At 64.9% G+C, this 23524-nt stretch carries 20 protein-coding genes; 3 read left to right on the top strand and 17 right to left on the bottom strand.

The window, feature by feature from the left end; genetic code table 11:
- Positions 1–417: 417 nt before the first annotated feature.
- The 3 genes from IB256_RS00635 to IB256_RS00625 are packed head-to-tail and all read right to left on the bottom strand — an operon-like array spanning position 418 to position 3287.
- The gene (locus tag IB256_RS00635; RefSeq protein WP_192401008.1) at positions 418–1191 is read right to left on the bottom strand and encodes an enoyl-CoA hydratase-related protein; all 774 of its coding nucleotides are present in this window, start codon (positions 1189–1191) and stop codon (positions 418–420) included.
- Positions 1192–1228: 37 nt separating this feature from the next.
- A complete protein-coding gene (locus IB256_RS00630; RefSeq protein WP_192401007.1) occupies positions 1229–2167 on the bottom strand; it encodes an iron-sulfur-binding ferredoxin reductase in 939 nt (312 codons plus the stop codon).
- Positions 2160–3287, bottom strand: coding sequence for a sensor domain-containing diguanylate cyclase (locus tag IB256_RS00625; RefSeq protein WP_192223895.1), 1128 nt, complete (start codon positions 3285–3287; stop codon positions 2160–2162). The genes IB256_RS00630 and IB256_RS00625 overlap by 8 nt, the downstream gene beginning before the upstream one ends.
- Positions 3288–3539: 252 nt before the next feature.
- Between IB256_RS00625 and IB256_RS00620 the strand changes: the two genes are divergently transcribed.
- The gene (locus tag IB256_RS00620; protein ID WP_081516327.1) at positions 3540–5063 is read left to right on the top strand and encodes a fumarate hydratase; all 1524 of its coding nucleotides are present in this window, start codon (positions 3540–3542) and stop codon (positions 5061–5063) included.
- A 69-nt stretch (positions 5064–5132) separates the two neighbouring features.
- Here IB256_RS00620 and IB256_RS00615 read toward each other — a convergent pair whose 3' ends face one another.
- The 9 genes from IB256_RS00615 to IB256_RS00575 all read right to left on the bottom strand — a co-directional run bounded on the left by IB256_RS00615 (position 5133) and on the right by IB256_RS00575 (position 14909).
- Entirely contained in the window at positions 5133–5633 is a 501-nt protein-coding gene (locus IB256_RS00615) for a hypothetical protein (protein ID WP_192292197.1), read from the bottom strand.
- A gap of 96 nt (positions 5634–5729) precedes the next feature.
- Positions 5730–6035, bottom strand: coding sequence for a ribbon-helix-helix domain-containing protein (locus IB256_RS00610; protein ID WP_081516329.1), 306 nt, complete (start codon positions 6033–6035; stop codon positions 5730–5732).
- A 33-nt stretch (positions 6036–6068) separates the two neighbouring features.
- Positions 6069–6650, bottom strand: a complete 582-nt coding sequence (locus IB256_RS00605; RefSeq protein ID WP_192401006.1) for a DJ-1/PfpI family protein — start codon at positions 6648–6650, stop codon at positions 6069–6071.
- 91 nt (positions 6651–6741) lie between these two features.
- Positions 6742–8406 (bottom strand): GMC family oxidoreductase, encoded by a 1665-nt coding sequence (locus tag IB256_RS00600; RefSeq protein ID WP_192401005.1) that lies wholly within the window; start codon positions 8404–8406, stop codon positions 6742–6744.
- Positions 8407–8467: 61 nt separating this feature from the next.
- On the bottom strand, positions 8468–9685 hold the full coding sequence (locus IB256_RS00595; protein WP_192292207.1) for a mandelate racemase/muconate lactonizing enzyme family protein: 1218 nt from the start codon (positions 9683–9685) through the stop codon (positions 8468–8470).
- Positions 9682–10977 (bottom strand): MFS transporter, encoded by a 1296-nt coding sequence (locus tag IB256_RS00590; RefSeq protein WP_225610428.1) that lies wholly within the window; start codon positions 10975–10977, stop codon positions 9682–9684. Before IB256_RS00590 ends, IB256_RS00595 begins: the two co-directional genes overlap by 4 nt.
- Before the next feature lie 90 nt (positions 10978–11067).
- Positions 11068–12489 carry an aldehyde dehydrogenase gene (gene aldA / locus IB256_RS00585; protein ID WP_192401004.1) on the bottom strand — a complete coding sequence of 474 codons (1422 nt, stop codon included), beginning with the start codon at positions 12487–12489 and terminating at the stop codon, positions 11068–11070.
- A gap of 262 nt (positions 12490–12751) precedes the next feature.
- Entirely contained in the window at positions 12752–13690 is a 939-nt protein-coding gene (locus tag IB256_RS00580; protein ID WP_192401003.1) for a LysR substrate-binding domain-containing protein, read from the bottom strand.
- 52 nt (positions 13691–13742) lie between these two features.
- Positions 13743–14909 carry a hypothetical protein gene (locus tag IB256_RS00575; protein WP_192401002.1) on the bottom strand — a complete coding sequence of 389 codons (1167 nt, stop codon included), beginning with the start codon at positions 14907–14909 and terminating at the stop codon, positions 13743–13745.
- A gap of 221 nt (positions 14910–15130) precedes the next feature.
- On the opposite strand from IB256_RS00575, the gene IB256_RS00570 reads away from it, so the two are divergent.
- Positions 15131–16006, top strand: coding sequence for a LysR substrate-binding domain-containing protein (locus IB256_RS00570; RefSeq protein ID WP_192401001.1), 876 nt, complete (start codon positions 15131–15133; stop codon positions 16004–16006).
- 296 nt (positions 16007–16302) lie between these two features.
- Positions 16303–16758: a hypothetical protein gene (locus IB256_RS00565; RefSeq protein ID WP_192401000.1), complete on the top strand. Its 456-nt coding sequence runs from the start codon at positions 16303–16305 to the stop codon at positions 16756–16758.
- Positions 16759–16805: 47 nt separating this feature from the next.
- On the opposite strand, the gene IB256_RS00560 is transcribed toward IB256_RS00565, so the two are convergent.
- From IB256_RS00560 to IB256_RS00540, 5 genes are all read right to left on the bottom strand, one after another.
- Positions 16806–17054, bottom strand: a complete 249-nt coding sequence (locus tag IB256_RS00560; RefSeq protein WP_192400999.1) for a hypothetical protein — start codon at positions 17052–17054, stop codon at positions 16806–16808.
- A gap of 4 nt (positions 17055–17058) precedes the next feature.
- Complete coding sequence (locus tag IB256_RS00555; RefSeq protein WP_192400998.1) at positions 17059–18489, bottom strand: efflux transporter outer membrane subunit; 1431 nt, start codon at positions 18487–18489, stop codon at positions 17059–17061.
- Positions 18489–21656: an efflux RND transporter permease subunit gene (locus IB256_RS00550; RefSeq protein ID WP_192400997.1), complete on the bottom strand. Its 3168-nt coding sequence runs from the start codon at positions 21654–21656 to the stop codon at positions 18489–18491. Before IB256_RS00550 ends, IB256_RS00555 begins: the two co-directional genes overlap by 1 nt.
- A 10-nt stretch (positions 21657–21666) precedes the next feature.
- Positions 21667–22710 carry an efflux RND transporter periplasmic adaptor subunit gene (locus IB256_RS00545; protein ID WP_192292227.1) on the bottom strand — a complete coding sequence of 348 codons (1044 nt, stop codon included), beginning with the start codon at positions 22708–22710 and terminating at the stop codon, positions 21667–21669.
- 199 nt (positions 22711–22909) lie between these two features.
- Positions 22910–23521 (bottom strand): hypothetical protein, encoded by a 612-nt coding sequence (locus IB256_RS00540; protein WP_192400996.1) that lies wholly within the window; start codon positions 23519–23521, stop codon positions 22910–22912.
- Between the last annotated feature and the right edge of the window lie 3 nt (positions 23522–23524).

Raw genomic sequence — 23524 nt, 5'->3', positions numbered from 1 at the left:
TCTTTATTGAGCGAGAAAGGCCGCCCTCGGGCGGCCTTTTCCTTTTGCGGTTGCTCAAAGGGCAACCAATCGGCTGAAAGCCCGGCGCCATGCGGCTTCGGCACCTTGGCCCCAAGCTTATCCACAGCACCTTCCACACCTTATGTGGGCAACCTGCCGGGTATCGCTCAAATACCGCTCAATCTCCTGCAGATCACGGCTGGCGTGGCTTCGCTGGGTTGCCCCAGAGCTTATCCACAGCGCGCTCCACAGATTGTGTGGGCAACCCGGCCATCCCACGACGGATAACGCTGGCGCGTTATTCGCCCGACCAGAGTGACCGAGTGCACGACGCAGGATGGCGTGGAGCGCAGCGATACCCATCCTACATAAACGGGGCGTACAACCGCTCGCGGTTGTACGCCGTGAGCGAGCCGCTCAGAGGAACTTGGAGAAATCCGGCTGGCGGCGCTGGGTGAAGGCACTCAGCGCTTCGTGGGCTTCCGGCGAATGCAGACGCTGCACGAAGTGCTGGCCTTCCTCCGCCACCACCCGGCGCAGTTCCTCGATGAAGGGTGCTTTCAGCAGGCGCTTGCTCAGCGCCACCGCGGCCGGCGGCAGTTGCTGGAAGGCCTGGCAAACCTCGCGGGCACGCTCCAGCGCGGCCGCGCCGTCTGCCAGCGCCTCGTTGGCGATGCCGTAGGCCACGGCCTGCTCGCCGGTGAAACCTTCGCCGCGCAGCAGCAGGCTGGAAGCCTTCACCGGGCCGACCAGACGCGGCACCAGGAAGCTGGAACCGAACTCCGGGCACAGGCCCAGGTTGACGAAGGGCATCTTCAGCTTGGCGCTCCTGGCGATAAACACCTGGTCGCAGTGCAGCAGCAGCGTGGTGCCGATGCCCACGGCCGGGCCGGCGACGGCGGCGACCACCGGTTTGGTGAATTCCATCAGCGCGCGCATGAAGCGGAACACCGCGCTGTCCGGACCGCTCGGCGGCTCCTGGAGGAAGTCGACGATGTCGTTGCCGCTGGTGAAGCACTCGGCGTTGCCGGTGATCAGCACCACGCGCACCGAACGATCCTCCTGCGCCGCTTCCAGGGCATCGGCGAGACCGGCATACATAGTGCGGGTCAGCGCGTTCATCTTGTCTGGACGGTTCAGGCGCAGGGTCAGCAGGCCCTCTTCGCGCTCGACGAGAATCTGTTCGCTCATGGCAATTCCTTGTTCTTATTGAAGGGAGAGGACCGGTTCAGGCGTGGGGCAGGTACAGGTCGGCCAGCGTCTGGCCACGGGGCACGCCGCAGAGGTAGAGGCGGCGAGCGAAGGCATCGACGCTGGCAGGATGGCCGCAGAGTAAGGCGAGGGTTCGCCGCGAAACAAGCCGGAGTTGCGCCAAAACCTCGGCCGACTCGGCCGTGGTCATCAGCGTCACTTGCAGCTCAGGATGGCTGGCGGCCAGGGATTGCAGGGGCTCCGCCAGATAATGGCCGGCGTGGTCATGGGCCTGGTGAATGACGCGGACCGGCCCACTGTGATGCTGCCGCAGCGCTTCGCGCAGGACGCCCCAGAGCGGCGCCAGGCCGGTGCCGGAAGCCATCAGCAGCAGCGGTCGCTCATGCCATTCCGGGTCGTAGTGCAGTGCGCCGCCGCGCAGCTCGCCCAGGCGCAGGCTGTCACCGACCTTCAGGCCTCGGGCGAAATCGGCGAAGGCGCCGCATTCGCGGCAGTCGATGTGGAATTCGAGCCAGGGGTCCAGGCCCGGCACGCTGGCCAGGGAGTAGGGCCGCGCGACGCCTTCGGCGCTCCAGAGTATCAGGTGCTGACCGGCGCTGTAGCGCAGCGGGCGTTGCGGGGTGAGGCGCAGGCGCAGCACGTCCGGCGCCGGCCAGTCGAGTTCAGTCACCGTGGCGGGCATGCCATCGCGCTGCGGGTCGAAGGTTTCCACCGAGAGGTCCTCGATCACCCGGCACTGGCAGGACAGTCGCCAGCCCTCCGCGCGGCGCACGGAATCCAGCGCCTCGGGCAAGGCATCCAGCACCTCGCCACGTGTGCAGCGCACCAGGCAGGCGTGGCAACTGCCGGCCCGGCAGCTGTAAGGCACCGCGATGCCGACGCCGCGCAGGGCATCGAGCAGGTTGACTCCGGGGCTGACCGAAAAGCGTTGCGATCCGGCCTGTATCTCAGGCACGCGTCCACTCCCATGCGGCATCGCAGCGGTTGCGTCCGCTGCGTTTCGCACGGTAGAGCGCCTGGTCGGCCCGTTGCAAGGCCTCGTCGAGATCGTCGTTGGCGTCGAGCAGGGTCATCCCCGCCGACAGGCTCAGGGTTTCGATATTCACACCCACCGGTTCCGCCGCCGAATAGGCCATCCGCAGGCGTTCGCAGCAGGTGGTCAGGCGATCGGCGTCGGCGTTGGGCAGCAGCAGGACGAACTCTTCGCCGCCGTAGCGCGCCAGCACGTCGCCTTCGCGCAGGCAGGCCCGCGCCACGGCGGCGAAGGTCTGCAGCACGCGGTCACCGGCGGCATGGCCGTGGACATCGTTGATGCGCTTGAAGTGGTCCAGGTCGATCAGCGCCAGGCCGTGGCGCTGGCCGGGGTGCATTTCTTCCAGCGCACGACCGGCCAGGCGGATGAAGTGCCGGCGGTTGAACAGCCCGGTGAGCTCGTCGGTGGCCACCAGGTCTTCGAGCTGGCGCATCATGCCGCGCAGGGTGTCCTGGTGCGCCTGCAGTGCATAGCGGCGCTGGCGCATGCGCTGGCGCAACGACTGCACGTAACCGGCGAACAGGCTCAGCCAGGTAAGCACGATGAACAGCACCAGCAGTTGCAGGACCGCCTGGGCCGGCAGTTGCAGGCGCTGCTGGAAGGCTTCGTGGAGGTTCAGGCCAGCAAAGGCAATGAAGGCCAGCGCGGCGCAGCGGGCGAATACCCTTGGCTGCAACTGGAACACGCCGAACAACAGGATCAGCACGTAGAGCACCATCAGCGTGCCGCGCGCGGTATCGACGTTGGCCAGGAACAGGGTGTTCCAGACCAGCGCCACCAGCACCTGCGGCTCGGTCATGCTCGGATCGGTGAAACGCTGATTGCGCCCGCTGAAGAACAGCCAGGCGAACACCAGCTGGCTGCCGGCGACCAGTAGCGTGCAGGTCAGGGCGAAGCTGACGGGGGCGCGGTAGAACTCGCCGAATACGGCCAACCACAACAACAGAAGCGCCAGCGCATAGGTCCCGAGGGCCATGCCGAATCGCCTGATGAGTAGTTTTTGTAAGGCGTGCTGCTTCAGAGGTGGTTTCAGCGTGCTCATGGGGCTCCGTCCCGTAATGGCACCTGGCCTTCACTCTACTATCAAAGCGCCCCAGTGCCTAGCCGATCGGAATGTGGGCGGACCGCATGAAGAGCAGAGGTCACCTGGGACCAAGGTCGGATCACTGGCGAGTGCGCGGCAAGCGGCCGCAGCGCTATACTATGGCGCCTTTTTTCGCCGCAGCCGTGTCGGCGAAACCCTGATGTAACAGGCTAGAAGCCTGTCTTACCCGCCTGAAGAGGACCGTGCTCCATGGCCGTGATCAAGCAAGACGACCTGATCCAGAGCGTCGCCGATGCCCTGCAGTTCATCTCCTACTACCACCCGGTTGACTTCATCCAGGCCATGCATGAGGCCTATCTGCGCGAAGAGTCGCCGGCTGCCCGGGACTCGATGGCGCAGATCCTGATCAACTCGCGCATGTGCGCCACTGGTCACCGCCCGATCTGCCAGGACACCGGTATCGTCACCGTGTTCGTCCGCGTCGGCATGGAAGTGAGCTGGGCCGGCGCCACCATGAGCGTCGACGACATGATCAACGAAGGCGTGCGTCGCGCCTACAACCTGCCGGAGAACGTCCTGCGCGCCTCTATCCTGGCCGACCCGGCCGGCGCGCGTAAGAACACCAAGGACAACACCCCGGCAGTGATCCACTACTCCATCGTCCCCGGCAACACCGTGGAAGTGGACGTTGCAGCCAAGGGCGGCGGCTCCGAGAACAAGTCGAAGATGGCCATGCTCAACCCGTCCGACTCGATCGTCGACTGGGTCCTGAAGACCGTTCCGACCATGGGCGCCGGCTGGTGCCCGCCGGGCATGCTCGGCATCGGCATCGGCGGTACCGCCGAGAAGGCCGCGGTGATGGCGAAGGAAGTCCTGATGGACGAGATCGACATCCACGAACTGAAGGCCCGCGGTCCGCAGAACAAGATCGAGGAAATGCGCCTTGAGCTGTTCGAGAAGGTCAATCAGCTGGGCATCGGTGCCCAGGGCCTGGGCGGCCTGACCACCGTGCTCGACGTGAAGATCATGGACTACCCGACCCACGCCGCCTCGCTGCCGGTCTGCATGATCCCCAACTGCGCCGCCACCCGTCACGCACACTTCGTGCTCGACGGCTCGGGCCCGGCCGAACTGGAAGCGCCGTCCCTGGACGCTTACCCGGAAATCGTCTGGGAAGCCGGCCCGTCCGCGCGCCGCGTCAACCTCGACAGCATCACCCCGGAAGAAGTGCAAAGCTGGAAACCGGGCGAGACCATCCTGCTCAACGGCAAGATGCTCACCGGCCGCGACGCCGCACACAAGCGCATGGTCGACATGCTGAACAAGGGCGAAGAGCTGCCGGTGGACCTCAAGGGCCGCTTCATCTACTACGTCGGCCCGGTCGATCCGGTCGGTGACGAAGTGGTTGGCCCGGCTGGCCCGACCACCGCGACCCGGATGGACAAGTTCACCCGCCAGATCCTCGAGACCACCGGTCTGCTGGGCATGATCGGTAAGTCCGAGCGCGGCCCGATCGCCATCGAGGCAATCAAGGACAACAAGGCCGTCTACCTGATGGCCGTTGGCGGCGCCGCCTACCTGGTCGCCCAGGCGATCAAGAAGTCCAAGGTCCTCGCCTTCGCCGAACTGGGCATGGAAGCGATCTACGAGTTCGAAGTCAAAGACATGCCGGTGACCGTTGCGGTCGACACCAATGGCGAGTCGGTGCACATCACCGGCCCGGCCATCTGGCAGAAGAAGATCGCCGAGAGCCTGGCGGTGGAAGTGCAGTAATCACTGCATGACCGCTCCATGAAAAAGCCCGGCCAAGTGCCGGGCTTTTTCATGTCTGGCCGTTCGCTGTCAGAGGGCGGTTTCCAGAGCGGACTGGATGGCCTCGGTACGCTCCTCGATTTCCTCGGCCGCCGAAGCGGGCTTGAAATTGATGCTGAGCACTCCCGCGTCCAGGGCTACCTTGTCGCGGTAGCCGTCCGCTGAGGCGCGACTGGCGTCGTAGCGCACCACGACACGTTTCAGCTTGCCTTGTACCGCCTGCTTGCCCTGGTCGTAGGAGGTCAGCATCTCCAGCGCCTCGGCCAGCGGCACGAAGTACACGTTGGTCCAATAATCCTCGGCCCCATAGTGAGCAGCCTGCCCCGGCAGGGCGATGCTCTCCCAGTCCACTTCGACGGGCACGGCAAAGCCGGCGGACTCCTGGATATCGTGCAGTTGCTCGACGAAGGCATTCTGCTGATAGGCCGTGATGGCTTTGCGTTCCGCGGAGCTGGGCTCGGCGATCGACAGGCCGACCATGCCTCCCGCCAGCAAGGCGCAGAGGAAAAGCGAGCGGGTACTGGATGGCATGGGACACTCCCGGAATCTGGCAACGGCGCAGTCTAGAAAGACCGCACCGGGCTCCGGGATCGGACTATTCGGCAAACGCCGTGAGCAAAGGCCGAATCAGGACGCGCTGCGCGCTACCAGGCTCAGTTCCGTCACCTTGTCGCGGCGCTGGGCGAGGAAGCGCGTGCAGCTCACACGCAGGAAGGAAGCGAAGTTCACCACCTCCCCGCGGTAGTCCATCACTTCGTCGTAGAGCTTGGTGATCAGCTGGTTGGTGGTCATGCCGTCCACTTCGGCAATCTCGCGCAGGATGTCCCAGAACTGGTTCTCCAGGCGCAGCGTGGTGACCACGCCACGGATGCGCAGCGAGCGCGAACGCGACTCGTAGAGAATCGGGTCGGCCTTTACGTAGAGTTCGCACATGGATGGCTGCTCCAGCTTCGATGACGGGCCAGTTTACAGGCTGATCTTCGTGCCCAGCACGTCGAGGAACTTCGCCAGCCAGGCGGGGTGCGCCGGCCAGGCCGGGGCGGTGATCAGGTTGCCGTCGACATGGGCCGCGTCCACCGGGATGTCCACGTACTCGCCGCCAGCCAGCGTCACTTCCGGGCCGCAGGCCGGGTAGGCGCTGCAGGCGCGGCCCTTGAGTACGCCGGCAGCGGCCAGCAACTGGGCACCGTGGCAGACAGCGGCGATCGGCTTTTTCGCGGCGTCGAAGGCTTTCACCAGCTCGATCACCCTGGCGTTCAGGCGCAGGTATTCCGGGGCACGGCCGCCGGGAATCAGCAGCGCGTCGTAGTCTTCGGCGCGCACATCGGCGAAGTTGGCATTAAGGGCGAAGTTGTGACCGGGCTTCTCGCTGTAGGTCTGGTCGCCTTCGAAATCGTGGATCGCGGTACGGATGCTCTGGCCGGCCTTCTTGTCCGGGCAGACGGCATGGACGGTGTGCCCGACCATCAGCAGGGCCTGGAACGGCACCATGGTTTCGTAGTCTTCGGCGTAGTCGCCGACCAGCATCAGGATCTTCTTCGCGGCCATCTGGGGCATCCTCCCGGCAGGGCCCGGCCATGGTGGCCGGGCATGCGGGAGAGCTTAGTCAGTGGCGCAGGCAGTGGGTAATACGCCGCTACTACACCGCCACGCGCTGGACAGGCTTGGCGCTCGAGCGTTGCTCGGCAACCAGACGGGCATCTTCGAGGATCAGGTCGGCGCCCTTCTCCGCCACCATCATCACTGCGGCGTTGGTGTTGCCGGAGGTGACGTTGGGGAAGATCGACGCATCGACCACGCGCAGCCCCTTGAGGCCATGCACGCGCAGGCGGTTGTCCACCACCGAGGTCTGCGGGTCGCTGCCCATGGCGCAGCTGCCACACAGGTGGTAGATCGAGCCGCAGTTCTCGCGGAAGTACTGCAGCATCTGCTCGTCGGACTGGGTGGCCGGGCCGGGCAGTACTTCCTCGACGGTGATTTTCTTCAGCGCCGGCGCGTTCATGATCTTGCGGATCAGGTGGCTGCCCTGAATGGCCTCGTCGATGTCCTTCTGCGTGCTCAGGTAGTTCGGGTCGATCAGTGCGGCATCGGCCGGGTTCTTCGAGGCGATGCGGATTTCGCCGCGGCTGGTCGGCCGGCACGGGTTGAAGCAGAGCAGGAAGCCCGAATACGGCTCGGGTTTCAGGCTGGCCTTGTTGCTCTTGGGAATCTGGTACGACAGCGGGTTGAAGTACAGCTGCAGGTTCGGGTGCTCCAGCGCATCGTCGCTGCGGAAGAAACCGCCGCTCTGGTTCACGCTCATCGACAGCGGGCCCTTGCGGGTCAGCAGGTATTCAAGGCCCAGCCTGGCCTGGCCGAACAGCGAACCGAAGTCGTCGTTCAGGGTACGGATGTTGGCCTTGTAGTAGTAGCTGACGCAGAGGTGATCCTGCAGGTTCTTGCCCACGGCGGGGAGCTCGTGGACCTGGGGAATCCTGTGCTGATCGAGCAACTCGCGGTCGGCGACGCCGGAGAGTTGCAGCAGCTTGGGTGAGTCCACCGCGCCGGCGGCGATGATGACTTCGCGCTCGGCGTGGAACTCACGCTGCACGCCGCTCTGCTTCACGCTCACGCCAATGGCGCGCTTGTTCTCGTCGAACAGCACGCGCTCCACCAGCGCGTTGCGCTCGATGGTCAGGTTGGCGCGGTGCTGCGCCGGGTGCAGGTAGGCGAAGCTGCTGGAACAGCGCTGGCCGTTCCTGGTGTTGACGTCGTAGAGACCGGCGCCTTCGAAGTCCTTGCCGTTGAAGTCGTCGCTCAGCGGATAACCCAGCTCCTGGCAGCCTTCCAGGAAGCTGTCACAGATCGGATGGGTGTGGCCCTTCATCGGCGTGATCCGAATAGGACCGTTGGCGCCGTGGTACTCGGTGTTGCCCAGCGGGTGCGATTCCAGCTTGCGGAAGTACGGCAGCACGTCCTTGAACGACCAGCCCTCGTTGCCGTTGGCCGCCCAGTCGTCGAAGTCATGGGCCTGGCCACGCACATAGATCATCGCGTTGATCGAGCCCGAGCCACCCTGCACCTTGCCGCGCGGCGCATAGAGTTCGCGGTTGGCGAGCTGCTTCTGCGGCTGGCTGTAGTACATCCAGTTGAAGGTCGGGTTGTAGTAGAGCTTGGCGAAGCCCACCGGGATCCTGAACCAGTGCGAGCTGTCCTTGCCACCGGCTTCCAGCAGCAGGACGCTGTGTTGGCCCGATTCGCTCAGGCGGGCGGCGAGGATGCAGCCGGCGGAACCGGCGCCGACGATGATGTAGTCGTATTTCATGGATTGCGTACCGCGGTGTTGGGTAGATCCCCGCTTCCGTTTGCAGGGAGCGGGTCCGGCATCAGCCTTTGGCCGGTGCGTTGTCTTTCACATCGACAGGGTCCGGGCCCATCTGCAGGTGCAGGCGTTCGCCGGTGTAGGGGCTGTGGGCGCGGACCACGTCCATGTTCAGCTCGACGCCAAGGCCGGGCTCGCTGGACGGGATGATGTAGCCGTCTTCCCACTGCAGCGGCTTCTTCAGCACCTGCGCGTGGAAGCCGTCCCAGGTGCCGATGCTTTCCTGGATCAGGAAGTTCGGCGTGCAGGCCGCCAGCTGGAAACTCGCTGCCGCGCCGATGGGGCCGTTGTAGAGGTGCGGGGCGATCTGGGCATAGAAGGCTTCGGCCATGGAGGCGATCTTCTTGCCTTCGAGCAGGCCGCCGCAGCGGCCGACGTTCATCTGCAGGATCGACGCGCCGCCGGCCTGCAGCAGCCTGAAGAACTCGTACTTGGTGGTCAGGCGCTCGCCGGTGGCGATCGGGATGCTGGTCTTGGCAGCGACCTGGCCCATGGCGTCTTCCTGGCCCGGCGGGATCGGCTCCTCGAACCACAGCGGGTCGTACTTCTCCAGGCGCTTCGCCAGGCGGATGGCCGAGGACGGCACCATCTGCCCGTGGGTGCCGAACAGCAGGTCGCATTGGTTGCCCACCGCTTCGCGGATCTTGCGGCAGAACGTCTCGCAGCGATCCAGCACCTCCAGCGACACCTGGTGGCCGGAGAACGCGGTGTAGGGGCCGGCCGGGTCGAACTTCAGCGCGGTGAAGCCAAGCTTCATGTTCTCGATGGCGCACTCGGCCGCCAGGTCCGGGTCGGAGTAGTCGTATTCGCCCTGGGCGTTCTTCGGGTACAGGTAGGTGTAGGAGCGCAGGCGCTCGTGGACCTTGCCGCCGAGCAACTCGTACACCGGTTTGTTCGCGGCCTTGCCGATGATGTCCCAGCAGGCCATTTCCAGGCCGCTGACAATGCCCATCATGGTCAGGTCGGGGCGCTGGGTGAAACCGCTCGAATAGGCGCGACGGAAGAAGCGCTCGATGTGGTGCGGGTCCTGGTTCTCCAGGTAGCGGCCGAACACGTCCTCGATGGCCGGCACCATCACCCGGGGATGGAAGGTGGCGGCGTAGATCTCGCCGACGCCTTCGATGCCGCAATCGGTCTTCAGCTTGACGAACAGCCAGTACATGCCGCCGACGTGGGGCGGTGGGACGGCGACCACATGGGTTTCGAGGGAGACGATCTTCATGCGTTTTTCGCTCTCTTCTGGATGCGCTTGTTCAGGATCAGGGTGGCGACCACGCCCAGCAGGCCCATCACCACGACATAGGAGAAGTAGATCTGGTAGCCGACGAAGCCGGGGAAGCGGTCGGTGATGTAGCCGTTGAGCAGGGGCAGGTAGGCGTCCGGGGCGTAACCCAGCACCGAGATGATGCCGATGGCCAGACCGGTGACACGCAGCGGGATGTGGCAGTCATCGAGGATCGCCCAGTACAGGCCGCGGATGGCGTAGGTCATCAGGCCGATGAAGATCACCAGGAAGATCAGCACGCCGAGCACATGCAGGCTCGGCAGCACGATCAGGCCGATCATCCCCAGGGCGGCCAGGAGCATGGCCCAGGTCAGCACGCCGGTACGGGTGAAGCGGTCACCCAGCCAGCCGCCGCCGATGCCGCCCAGCGGGCGCATCCACAGCTTGATGGTGGTGATCAGGCCGGCAGCGGTGGCGGAGAGGCCGAAGCCGCCTTCCTGCAGGTACGCCGAGAAGCTGTAGGTGGCCCAGAAGAAGTGGTAGCCGCAGAAGACAATGGCGGTGACCAGCCAGAGTTCGGGAATGCGCAGCAGGGTGCGGAAGTCTTCCAGCAGGTTGCCCTTCTCGGCGCGGGACTGCTTGCCGTTCTTCTGCGGATCACGCACCAGCATCAGTGCGGCGCCCAGCACGATGCAGAAGATCGCGTACATATGGATGACCAGTTGCAGGCCCTGGGCGTTCTTCTCGCCGCGGGTCTCGGTGACGTAGGCGAACAGCGCGATGGCGATGGTCGCCAGCAGCGCCTCGACCAGTCCGCGGCCGCCGTCGAGCACGCCGAAGAAGCGGCCCTGCTCGTCTTCGCCGGCGAGCATCTTCACCCGCTTGATCAGCGCGGCCCAGAAGGTCAGGCCGGTGGTGATGCCGAAGCCGCAGAAGATCACTAGCAGCGTGTCGAAGCCCGGCAGCATCGCGTACCACATGCCCAGCAGGCCGGTGCCGATCAGCGAGAAGCTGATCAGGAAGCGCGGCGACAGGCGGTCGGCCAGCCAGCCGCTGGGCAGGTAGCTGAGCAGGAAGGCGGTACCGAGGATCGAGTAGAGGTAGCCCAGTTCGCTGTTGTTGATCGCCAGCGCCTCGAGCATGGTGCTCTGGTACACCTGGCGCAGGTACAGCATGGGATAGATTGCCCCCGCCGCAAGTACGAGCAGGGCAAGCTGGATGTAACGGGTGAGGTTGGCGTTAGCCGGCACGGCCATGGTCATGGCATCTGCACTTATTGTTTTTTTCATCATGCATCTCGCAGCCGGCTCGGTCGCCGGCAACTGGTCGGAACAGCGGTGGGAGTATCGGGGCCCAGGCAGTGGGCCCCGTAGGTGGGGTCAGAACTTGAGGACCACGAGGCGCGTCTGGGTGAACTCCAGCATCCCGTGCTTGCCGTCGTCGCCGCCCAGGCCCGAGCGCTTCCAGCCGGCGTGGAAGCCCTGGTAGGGGTCGGCGGGCGTGCGGTTGATGTAGATCTCGCCAGCCTCGATGTGGTTGGCGACCTTCATGGCGTTGCGGTAGTTCTCGGTGAACAGCACCGAGGACAGGCCGAACTGGTGGTCGTTGGCCATGGCCAGCGCGTCGTCGAGGGTCTCGTAGGACAGCACCGGCAGCACCGGGCCGAAGATTTCCTCCTGGACGATCTCCATGTCCTGGCGGCAGCCGCTGAGCAGGGTCGCCGGGTAGAAGTGGCCGGCGCCCTCGGGCAGCACGCCGCCGCACTCCAGCACGGCGCCTTCGGCCAGCGCGCGCTGGACCTTGGCGTGCACGTCGGTACGGGCGCGGCCGTATTGCAGCGGGCCCATCAGGCTGGCGTCCTCGGCACGGTTGCCGATGCGCACGGTGGCCATCTTCTCGCGCAGCAGGGCGAGGAAACGGTCATGCACGCTGGCCTGCACGTAGACGCGCTCGATGGCGGTGCACAGCTGGCCGCAGTGGGTGGTCTTGGAAGCGAAGATGGCGGTGGCGGCCTTCTCCAGGTCGGCGTCCGCCTCGATGATCGCCGGGGTCTTGCCGCCCAGTTCCAGGGACGGCTTGGCGATGTTGGCCTTGCAGTAGTCGAGCACGATACGGCCGGCGCCGACGCTGCCGGTCAGGGTGATCAGGCCGATCTGCGGCTGCTGGCAGAGCACGGCGGCGACGTCGTGATTCATGGTCAGCACGTTCAGTACGCCGGCGGGCAGGCCGGCTTCCTCGGCGCAACGGGCGATCTCGAAGGCGGAAGTCGGGGTGTTGTTGCTCGGGCGCACCACCACGGTGTTGCCGGTGATCAGCGCCGGCGCGACCTTGCGCAGGAAGGTATAGACCGGGTAGTTGAACGGGATCAGCGCCGCGACCACGCCAATCGGTTCGCGCTGCAGCAGGATGGTTTCGTCGGTGGAGTCGCTGGGTATGACTTCGCCTTCGATGCGACGTGCCCATTCGGCGTGGTAGCGGGTGATCTGGCCGGCGTAGAAGGCTTCGCTGCTGGCATCGGCCAGGCTCTTGCCGGACTCGGCGGCCAGGGCGGCGCCGATACGATCGGCGTTGCGTTCCAGGGCTTCGGCGAAGCGGCGCAGGTGTTCGCCGCGCTCGATGGCCGGCAGGCGAGCCCAGCTGCGCTGGGCGCGGGCGGCGGCTTCGACGGCGTTGCGCACATCGGCCTCGTTCGCGGCCGGCACCTGGGCGACCTGCTGCTCGGTCGCCGGGTCGAACACGGCGATATGGGCGGAGGAGGCGTCGGCGAATCGGCCGTCGATGAAGTGTCGATCTGTACGCATGGTCATGTCCTGTCGTTCAAGCAAGGCTTCGGGCCGGTGGCGGCCCCACGCAACGACAAGGTGCAGGCTGGCTCATGCAGGCGACGGGCAAGGCGGCGCGGCGCAGGCAGGGAGGTGACTCTTGTCGTTATCGGTTGGCCGAAGTTTCGACAGGCGCCCCAGTCGCGACAAGCGATTAATAAACCGCCATAACATGCAAAAAACGCAGGTTAGTGCGCGCAGGAAAGTCGCCACTTCCTACAGGAAATGACGACGGATTCTTTCAGGAAAGACTGATGACGGAGCCCGATCCCACCAGGTTGCGCTCGGTCATCCACACCTCCTGCTGCAACCACTCATGGAAGCGCTGGACGTGGGACGGCAACTCCTGCTCCGGCCGGCTCACCCACCAGTACGACTGGTGCCCCTGCACCTCGACGTCGAGCATCTGCACCAGCTGCCCCGCCGCCAGCTCACGGGCGACCATCTGCCGGTCGGCGATGGTGATGCCCAGCCCGTCGATGGCCGCGCGGATGGCCATGTCCAGCAGGTCGAATTCGTAGCCACCCTGCAGGTCGACGCCCTGGATCTTCGCCGCGTCCAGCCAGTGTCGCCAGGTCAGGAAGCGCTGGTCGTCGCGGGCCAGCACATGCAGCAAAGTCATGCTGCGCAGATCGATGTCCTGCTCCTCGCGCTGCGCCAGCAGGCTGGGCGCGCACACTGCGATGTGCCGTTCGTGCATCAGCAGCGAGCTGTCCAGGCCGTCCCATTCGCCATTGCCGAAGCGAATCGCGCAATCCAGCGTGCTGCTCTGCGCAAGGCTGTCCTGCAGGTTGGTGGTCAGGCTCACTTCCAGGTCAGGGTGCGCTTCGCGCAGGCGCGACAGGCGCGGCAACAGCCAGCGCAGGGCAAAGGTGGGCGGCGCGTTGACCCGCAGGCGATTGAGGTGGTGGCGCTGCTGGATACCGCGCACCGTCAGCTCGATGCGGTCGAACGAGAGTTGCAGCGCACGCAGCAGTACACGCCCGGCCTCGGTCAGCTCCAGGTGATGATGCCGGCGTACCAGCAGGCTCTCGCCCAGCTGTTCCTCCAGCTGACGCACCTGGCGGCTGACCGCGCTCTGGGTCACGTTGAGCAGCTCGGCCGCACGGGTAAAGCTCCCCGTGCTGCCGGCCACTTCGAAGGCTTTCAGCGCATTGAGCGCCGGAATCTTGCGTTTCACCCACCCTTCCCTGCCCCGCGGCCTCTGCCGCGCGGGCCTTGTCAGCGCAATATCAGAAGTAATAGCCGACATTCGCGTACAGCTGGTTCTCCCAGTGGCTGGTGCCACCTTCGGCCAGGCTCTGGGTGTAGTTGCTGCCGCCGATGTACGGATCGTTGCGACCGTTGAGCCACTCCACGGCGATGTACACCGCCTTCACCGAGAAGGAGGTGCCGAGGATGAAGCGCTGCGAAGTCTTGAAGTCGTCAGCGGACTTGTCGAAGGCGCTGTAGTTGCCATAGACCTTCACGCCGCTGACCCAACCATCGAGGAAACTTCCCGGAATGCTGTAGCTCAGGTCTCCGACATACAGGTTACCGCGACTGGCGACGTTGAACGTACCGTCGTACCCACCGAATGTGACTACTTCGTCGCTCCCCTGATTGCGCGGCGACATCTGCTGTCGCGCAGCCTGCAGTTGCACGCCCCAGGGGCCATTCTGCCCGGCATAGTGAATGGCGTAGGCGTTGCGCCGGCCGTTGTCGTCGGTGTCCTGGTTCTCCAGGCGCGAGGTCAGCGCCGAGAAACCCACTTCGGATTTCCAATCGCCCAGTTGCAGCGAGCGCGCCAGGCGGCCGACCAGGATCTGCCGCTCCTTGTTGCGCGAACCATCGCCGACATAGCCATCCGCCGAAGTCACCACGGTGGAATAGGTGGTGCCGTTGCTGGTGCCGTTGCCCTCCCAGGCGGGGCGGCTATACGCGCCGACCTGCAGGTTCCAGTCGCCCTGCTGCTGGAGGTACTTCACGCCCACGTCGTTGACGTCTTCCAGGCCGATGACGTTGCCGAGGGTCTCGTAGAAGGTGCTGCCGAAGAAGGGTTGCAGACCGAAGGGAATCTGGTTGAGACCGACCTGGATCTGCCGATCCGGATCAAACTTGTAGCCGATCCAGGCGTACTCGGCGAAGTTCACGTCACCAAAGTGCTCGGTGTACTGGTAGGGATAGTCCTTGCCGTACCAGCGGTAGCGCGCGGCGCCGATCCAGGTGTCGGAGGTGTAGGTGACGCGCAGCATCGCGGTGTCGATGCCGAACTTCTCGATATCGCGGTCCGGGTCATGATCCCAGCGCGCGCGCACGGCGCCGCCGATGTCCAGGTTGTCGGTCACCGGTACGGCGATGGCAGTAGAGCTCAGGGCGAAGAGGGCAGGAAGCAGGAACGGCAGGTGGAGTCTGGCCACGTTGAAGGTGCCTCGGCTGGTTTCTTGTCGTTATGGGAATCGCCCGCGCCCGGTGCTCCCCGGTTCGTGAGCGCGGCCGAAACTAGCCCTTGGCCGAACCACCACACAAACGACTAAATCGCAGTCATAACCCGAGAAAAACGCATATTCCGAAGGCATCGCCATCGCTAGAATCAGCGAAAAAAGCCCGCGCCCCGAGCGTACTTCCGGATGGCCCCGCCATGCGTAATCTGCCGCCCTTGACCATGCTCCGCGTCTTCGAAGAAGTGGCCCGCCACCGCAGTTTCAATCGGGCGGCCGATGCCCTGAACGTCACCCAGGGAGCCGTCAGCCGGCAGATCAAGCAACTGGAGGAATACCTCGGAATCAGCCTTTTCCTACGCACGCCACGCGGCCTGACCCTGACCGAGGCCGGCAGCGCCCTCGCCCCGCACCTGGGCGACGCCTTCGACCAGATGGAGCGCGCCCTGCAGGCCGTGCGCGTGCCCAACCTGCGCCAGCGCCTGCGCATCCTCGCGCCACCAACCTGGGGAACACGCTGGCTGTCGCCGCGCCTGCGCAGCTTCCTCAAGCGCTATCCGGACATCAACCTGAGCATCACCAACCAGCAGGGTGACGACAGCGCTGGCGAACTGGATTGCCGCATCCGCTTCGGCCAGGAGCAGGCCCCCCACTGCCACAGCGAGTTGCTGGTGATGGAGCGCCACATAGCCGTGGCGAGCCCGGAGCTGTTCGACGGTGAACAACCGCCTGAACTGCATGACCACCCGCTGCTGCACATCCTGCACGAGGGCAAGCGCCTGCGGGTCTGGGAAAACTGGCTGGAAGCGGTGGGCCGCAGCGACGTCGATGCCGCCCGCGGCATCGAATTCAGCACCCTGGACCAGGTCATCCACACGGCCCTCGCCGGGGGCGGGCTGGCAGTAATCGACCGGCAGATGATCGAAAGGGAACTGGCCAGCGGCAGTCTGTTGCCGATCACCCCGGTCGAGGTGATCGGTCCCTACGGCTATTGGCTGGATATCGCCAGCGACAAACTGGGCCTGTCGAAAGTGGAGCGCTTCCAGCATTGGCTGAATGTGGAGCGGAATCCGTGAAGCGGCCTTCGCGAGCGTAAAAAAGCCAGGCCCTGGCTCACGAAAATCCAGGACCCGGCCCAAGATAGAGGCGGGAGTAACGGAGCCCCTCGTGAAGCCTCTGTCACATGCCTCGACTGGCGTGCGCGACCATTCTTGATGCTGCTCTCTCCTGCGTGCTGCCGGAAGCTTCCTGGAGTCAGCCGCGACATTTCCTGTACTCACCTCCCCTCGCAGCATCGCCGGAAGCATCCCCTTAACCTCAGGAAACAGGCATGCCAATGAGGGCGCGCCTGCAATTCTCGAGGTACAGAGACATGAAACCAGCAACATCCTGGCTCATCAGCACCCTGATCGCCCTTTCCCTCAGCGCTTGCGCAACGGTCGACGCGGGAAACGGCGGGGCGGGCGAGATCGCAATCCGCAGCGGGCGCATCGAGCAGATCACCTTGACGCAAATGCAGAGCAACCAGGACAGCGGCGTCGGCGCCGTGCTTGGAGGCATCGGTGGTGCGGTACTGGGCGGCCTGATTGGGGGCGGAACGGGCAGTGATGTGGCCATGGTGGCTGGCGCAATGGGCGGAGCGCTGGGTGGCGACTACGAGGAAAAGAAACTTTACGATCAACCCAAGGAAGCCCAGCAGGTCATCGTGCGCATGCGCAGCGGCGTGCTGGTTTCGGTGACCCAGCCGGTGAACCCCACCCTGGGCCAGGGCATGGCGGTGTACATCGAGGGGAGCGGCAATGGAGCACGTGTAGTTCCCCAGAGCTGATCACCCGAAGCGCCTCTCCTCCGAGAGGCGCTTCGGCGGCTTTGCTGTCAGGCGCTGGGGCGTCTCGACTTGTCGATCAACTCGTTGCGCAACACCTCGATACAGCGGGGCGCGCGGATCGAAAGACGCACCATCATCCCCTTCATCGGCATACGGGAAAGCGACGCGTAGACACCATCGATCCGCACCGCTACCCCCTCGCCCCGCACTGCCTCGAGGATTTCTTCGTCGCTCACATCATCGCCACAGAAGATGCGGATTTCCTCTCCGGGGCGACGGGAAAGTGCCAGTGCCATCGAACTAGTCCTCCTTGAGCGCAACAGGTTTGAACAGCAGCGGGATATCAGCGCCCACCTCGCCGCCCACGGAGAGATACAGCGTGTTGAACGCATTCAGCGAAGCCAGGCGACTGTTCACTTCCTGCAACTGTCCGTCGAAGAGTTTTTCTTCCGACGTGGTGACATCCAGGTAGCTCGAATATCCCCCCTCATACAGGCGACGCGCCTGCAGCGAGTAGGTTTGCAATGCGCTGACCTGCTGCTCGACCGCGGTCAGCTGCGCCGCCGTCTCCCGTGTGCCCACCAGCGCATCGTTCACATCCGCCAACGACGATTGCACCGCCCCCTTGTAGGCAAGTACCGACTGTTGGTACTCGGATTTCGCCTGGAGCACCTGCCCGGAGATTGCGCCGGCATCGAACACGGTCTGGTTGAGCCCCAGGGCCAGGTTCCAGATCTTGGATGCACTCTCGAACAACTGCCCGCTCTCGCCGCGGCTGAAGCCGATCATCCCCGACAGGTTCAGGTCCGGCAGGTACAGCGCCTGCGCCGCGCCAACCATCGCGTTGCTGGCGACCACCGCCTGCTCGGCCTGCAGCAGGTCAGGGCGTCGTGACAGCAAGGTGGCCGGCAGGACGTCCGGGACCTTCGGCGCGCGCAAGGAGGACAGGCGTTCATTACGCACGATAGCGCCGGGATTTCGACCGAGCAGCACCGACAGCGAGTTCTCCGCCGCGCTGATCTTCGCTCTCAGGGGAGGAATCGCCGCCTGGGTCGCCCAGTAGTCGTTCTGTGCCTGGCTGAGCTCGATCTGGCGGATCACGCCTCGGTCATAGCGTTTCTGGAAGATGTCCAGGGCGTCCTTGCGCGCCTGCACCGTCTGCTCAGCGATGGCAAGTTGTTCGTCCAGCGCCAGCAGGTTGAGGTAGCCCTCGCTGATGGAGCTGGCGAGGCTCAGCGCCACGCCGCGCCGGGCGTACTGTGCTCCGAGCAGTTGCGCGCTTGCGGCCTCGCTTTGGCGACGCAGCTTGCCCCAGAGGTCGATCTCCCAGCTGGCATCGAGGCCTGCCTGGTACTGGTTTCCTACCCTGTCGAACCCGGCCAGCGGTGTGTCGACGAACGGGTCACTCAGCGCACGCCTGGCTCCGACACCCACCCCCAACTGCGGGAACAGCCCCGCCCGTACCGTGCGCAATTGACCTCGAAACTGCTCGATGCGCGCGGTAGCACGTTGCAGGTCGAGGTTGTTCGCCAGCCCTTCCTTGACCAGCGACGACAAAGTGGGAGAGCCGAACTGGCCCCACCACGGGCCGTCGATCTGGGACGTAGTGGCGCTCAGGTGCGCCCTGTAGGCCGCCGGCATGGCGACCTCGGGGCGTTGATAATCGGGACCGATCATGCAGCCGGCAAGGGTCGAGACGGCCAGCCCCAGTATGAGTTTCCTGGCGGTCATCAGTGCGCCTCCTGGGTGGTGTCGCCACGGGGCGTCACCAACGCGGTCACGGAATTTCTGGACTGTTCCCGTCGTTCGCTGAAACGTTCGACGAGGTAGGAGAACAGCGGCACGAACAGCAACGCCAGGCTGGTGGCCGCGAGCATGCCGCCGATGATGCCGGTGCCGATGGAGTGACGGGAGTTGGCCCCGGCCCCGCTGGCGATGGCCAGCGGCACGGCACCGAAGATGAAGGCCAGGGACGTCATGATGATAGGCCGCAGGCGCAACTCGACCGCCTTGAGCACCGCGTCCAGCGGCGACAACCCGGCCTGTCGCTGCAGGATGACGAACTCGACGATCAGGATCGCGTTCTTCGCCGCCAGCCCCACCAGGGTGACGAGGCCGATCTGGAAGTACACGTCGTTGGAGATGCTGCGCAGCCAGATCGCCACCAGCGCCCCGAAAATACCGAAGGGCACCGCACTGAGCACGGTCAGCGGCAGCGACCAGGACTCGTACTGGGCCGCCAGGATGAGGAAGACCATGATGATCCCGAAGACGAACACCAGCACCGTGGTGTTACCCGCCTTGTTCTCCTCGAAGGCCTCGCCACTCCAGGCAAAGCTGTAACCCGGTGGCAGCTCCTGCAGGGCCAGTTCCTGCATCGCCTTGATGGCATCGCCGGAACTGTAGCCAGGGCCGGCATTGCCGGTGATCTTGGCCGCGGGGAAGTTGTTGAATCGCGTCACCAGACTGGGGCCGGAGGTGAATTCGGTCTTCACCAGGGCGGACAGCGGGATCATCTTGCCGTCCTTCTGCCGCACGTAGAGATAGCCCAGGTCGGTCGGCGAGCTGCGGTATTGCGCATCGCCCTGCACGATCACCTGCCACACCCGACTGCCCAGCACGTACTGGCTGATATAGGCCGAACCGAACTGAGTCTGCAGTGCGCCGTACACGTCGGCCATCGGCACGCCCAAGGTCTCCGCCTTGGCGTTGTCCACCGAGACGCGCATCTGCCGGGTCGAGGCCTGGAAGGTACTGATCAGGCCGGACAGCTCCGGGCGCTTGGCGGCGGCGCCGATGAGTTTCCAGGTGGCGGCCTGGAGTTCCTTCGCATCACCGTTGCCACGGTTCTCCACCCAGAATTCGAAGCCGCCCTGGGTACCCAGGCCGGGAATCGACGGCGGGTTGATGGGGATGATGCGGGCCTGGGGAATGGTCGCCAGCTTGGGGTAGAGAGCGCGGATGATGCCATCGGCCGACATCGCGTCCCCCTTGCGCTGTTCCGAAGGCTTCAGGTTGAGGAATACCGTGCCCATGTTGGTCTGGTTCTGGCCATCGATGAAGCTGTAGCCGGAGATCGCCGACGCGTCCTGCACGGCCGGGTGCTCGCGGAACATCGCCGCGATCTGCTCGGTTGTGGCCTCAGTGCGATCCAGGCTCGCCGAGTCCGGCATCATCACGGCAACCAGCAGGTAGCCCTGGTCTTCCTCGGGCACGAAGCTGGTGGGAATCCTCGAGAACAGCGCGGCGATGCCCAGCAGCATGGCGGCGAACAGCACCAGCGCCACCAACATGCGCCGAACGACCAGGGAGACCAGGCCGACGAAGCCATGGGTCATCCTGTCGAAGCGCTGGTTGAACCACTCGAAGCCCTTCCAGCGCGCATGCTGGCCCGGCTTGAGGATCAGCGAGGCGAGCGCTGGCGACAGCGACAGGGCGACGAAGCCGGAGATGATCACCGAGCAGGCAATGGTCAGGGCGAACTGGCGATACAGCAGGCCGGTGGTACCACTGACGAATGCCACGGGAATGAATACCGCGCAGAGCACAAGCACAATGGCGATCACCGGGCCGGTCACCTCCTCCATCGCCTTCACGGTGGCGTCATGGGCGTTCAGGTGGAACGACTCCATGTTCCGCTCGACGTTCTCCACCACCACGATGGCGTCGTCCACCACGATGCCGATGGCCAGCACCAGGGCAAAGAGAGTCAGCAGGTTGATCGAAAAGCCCAGCGCCAGCAGCGCGCCGAAGGTGCCGATTACCGCCACGACCACGGCGACCACCGGAATCAGCGTGCTGCGCACGCTCTGCAGGAAGATGAACACCACGAGCACTACCAGGGCAATGGCGATCAGCAGCGTAACCACGACCTCATGGATCGAGGAGCGGACGAACTCGGTGGTATCCAGGGAGACGGCATAGCCGATGCCCTGGGGGAAGGTAGTGGACATGCTCGCCAGCGCGGCGCGGACGTTCTTCGACACTTCCAGGGCATTGGAGCCCGCCTGCTGGTAGACCGCGATCATGGTTGCCGTCTTGCCGTTGAGCGAGGAGCGCATGCTGTACTGGTTGAGACCGATCTCGGCACTGGCCACGTCGCCCAGCCGAACGATCGCAGTGCCATTGGCGTCGGCGCGCAGGATGATCTGCTCGAACTCCTTGGCAGTCTTCATGCGCCCCGGCGTAACCAGCGGATAGGTCAGTTCCATCATCCCCTGGGACGGCGCCTGGCCAATGTTGCCGGCGCCGAACTGCTGGTTCTGCTGGCTGACCGCGTCCTGCACGTCGGTCGCGGTGATGCCCAGCTCCGCCATGCGGTCCGGCTTGAGCCAGATGCGCAACGCGAGGTCGGCGTCGCCCATGATCTGCGCCTGGTTGGCGCCCTGGATGCGCTTGATCGCGTCCAGCACGTAGAGGTTGGCGTAGTTGCCCACGTACTGCTGGTCGAAGCTGCCGTCAGGCGAGTAGATCGCCAGCAGCATGAGGAAGCTGGAGGAGCGCTTCTGCACGTTCACTCCGTTCTGCTGCACGGACTGCGGCAGCTGCGCCAGCGCTTGGCTGACGCGGTTCTGTACCTGGACCTGGGCGATATCCGGGTCGGTGCCAATGTCGAAGTACACGTTCAGCGTCATCTGCCCGGTGGGCGAGCTGACCGACTGCATGTACAGCATGTTGTCGACGCCGTTGACCTGCGTCTCGATGGGCGCCGCCACGGTGGAAGCGATGGTCTGCGAATCGGCGCCCGGATAGGTCGCCGTCACGGTGATCTGGATGGGGGTGATGTCCGGGTACTGCGCTACCGGCAAGGCAAAGATGGAAACGCCGCCGGCGATGATGATGATCAGCGACAGCACCATCGCGAAGATGGGACGGTCAATACAGAATCGCGAAAGCATGACGGTCGCCTCACTCTGCCTTGGGGGTCGCCGGGCCGAAACTGCCGGCCGGCGCGTCACCGGTGATCTTCAGGGGGACGCCGGGCGCGAGCTTTCCGGCGCCATCGACCACGACCTGCTCGCCGGCCTTGAGCCCTTTCTCGACTCGCCAGAACTCGTCGGACGGCTCGGCCATCTGCACCGGGCGCTCCTCGGCCTTGTCGCCGTCGACCACGTAGACGAAGTCGCCCTTGGGCCCGTGCATGACGGCACGCTGTGGCAGCTGGATCGCATTGGCGTAGTTCGCACCCTTCAGGGTGATGCGCACGAACTGGCCGGGGCGCAAATTGCCCTTGGGGTTGGCGAAGTCGGCGCGGACCATGAAGGTGCCGGTCTGCTGGTTGAAAGTGGAAGACGCGAAGCTCACCACGCCGGTCGCCGGGTAGCGCGAGCCGTCCGACATCTGCAGGTCCGCCTCGAGCCGGCCGTCGGACGGCAACACCAGGCGACCGCTGTCGCGCAGGTCGCGGATGGTGAGGAACTGCTCCTCGCTCACGCTCATCACCACGCGCATCGGGTCCAGCGTGGACACCGAGGTCAGCAGGCTATTACCGGCATTGACATAGGTCCCGTCGTTGACGTGGGCGTAGTCACTGACGCCATCGACCGGGGAACGCACGTAGGTGTAGGAGAGATTCAGCTCCTGCGTCCTCACCTGGGCCAGCGCCGCCTCCATGGAGGCCTCGGCAGACTTGGCCGTACCGATGGCATCGTCGCGGTCCTTCGGGCTCAGGGCCTTTTCCGCCGCCAGCGGCAGCACGCGATCCAGGTTGGCCTTGGCGCGTTCGTAGCTGGCCTTCTGCGCGGCATACTGCGCCCTGGCCGAATCGAGCTGGGCCTGGAACGGTGCGTGGTCGATCTCGAAGAGCAGGTCTCCGGCCTTCACCACACTGCCTTCGGTGTAGTTGCGCCTGAGCAGGAAGCCATCCACCCGCGCGTGGATGTCCACCGCCTGTGGACTCTGGGTCTGTCCGACGAAAGTCATGCTCGCCGGCAGGCTGGCCGACTTCGCCACGACGGTCGTGACAGCGACTGGAGCGGCCCCGACGGGCGTTTTTTCCGCCCGATCACAGGCGGTCAGGAATACGGTCGCGAGTAGTACTGCGCAGGGGCAGCCCAAAGGAGTCAGGCGCATAGTCAATCCACAGCGATTGCCCGAAGGCGAGGGAACGGGAAAAGGGAGTTCCCGCCACGGCGGGAACTCCGCGAGGGCATCAGTTGCTGGACTTGGCCGGCGCTGCCGATTGAGCGACCGGATGAGCAGTGACGATCTGCAGGGTGTCCTCGTAGGTCACTGTCAGTATCTGGCCCGTCTTCAGCTCGTTCATGCGGCTGCGCAGCTTGGCGTCATCGACCTGCACCACCTTGGTCGCGCCGTTCGGCCCTTCGAAGGTCAGCTCATGCTTCTTGAGATTGATACCGACGATCTTCAACTGGACGCGGGCCATGCGGAATGCATCGCCTCCGGGATGCGGATTGGTCGGAGTGGCCATGGCCGCGCCATCGATTTCGAGAGCGCCGGGAGCCTGTGTCTGCACCTGAGTGTCAAGGTCAAAGGCAGCGGAGTGGACGACCAGGGCGGCGATATAGTCGCCCGCCCTGAGGTGCCCCAGGTCCTGTGCAGCATCGGTCAGTTGTACGGTCAGCGGTTTCCCGGCCTCGTCCTCGACGACGATGCGACGGTCCTTGGCATCGACGGAGATGACCTTGGTCACCACCTCATCGGACACCACCGCGGTACCCAGCGGAATATCGGCGGCCATCGCCGGGACCATGGCCGCCAGGGCCAGCGCAGCGAACAGGGGCAGAGTCTTGGGTGCTTGCATGAG

This window comes from Pseudomonas sp. PDM17 (genome assembly GCF_014851985.1).
Taxonomy (GTDB): domain Bacteria; phylum Pseudomonadota; class Gammaproteobacteria; order Pseudomonadales; family Pseudomonadaceae; genus Pseudomonas.
This window is presented reverse-complemented; position numbering and strand designations above follow the sequence as displayed.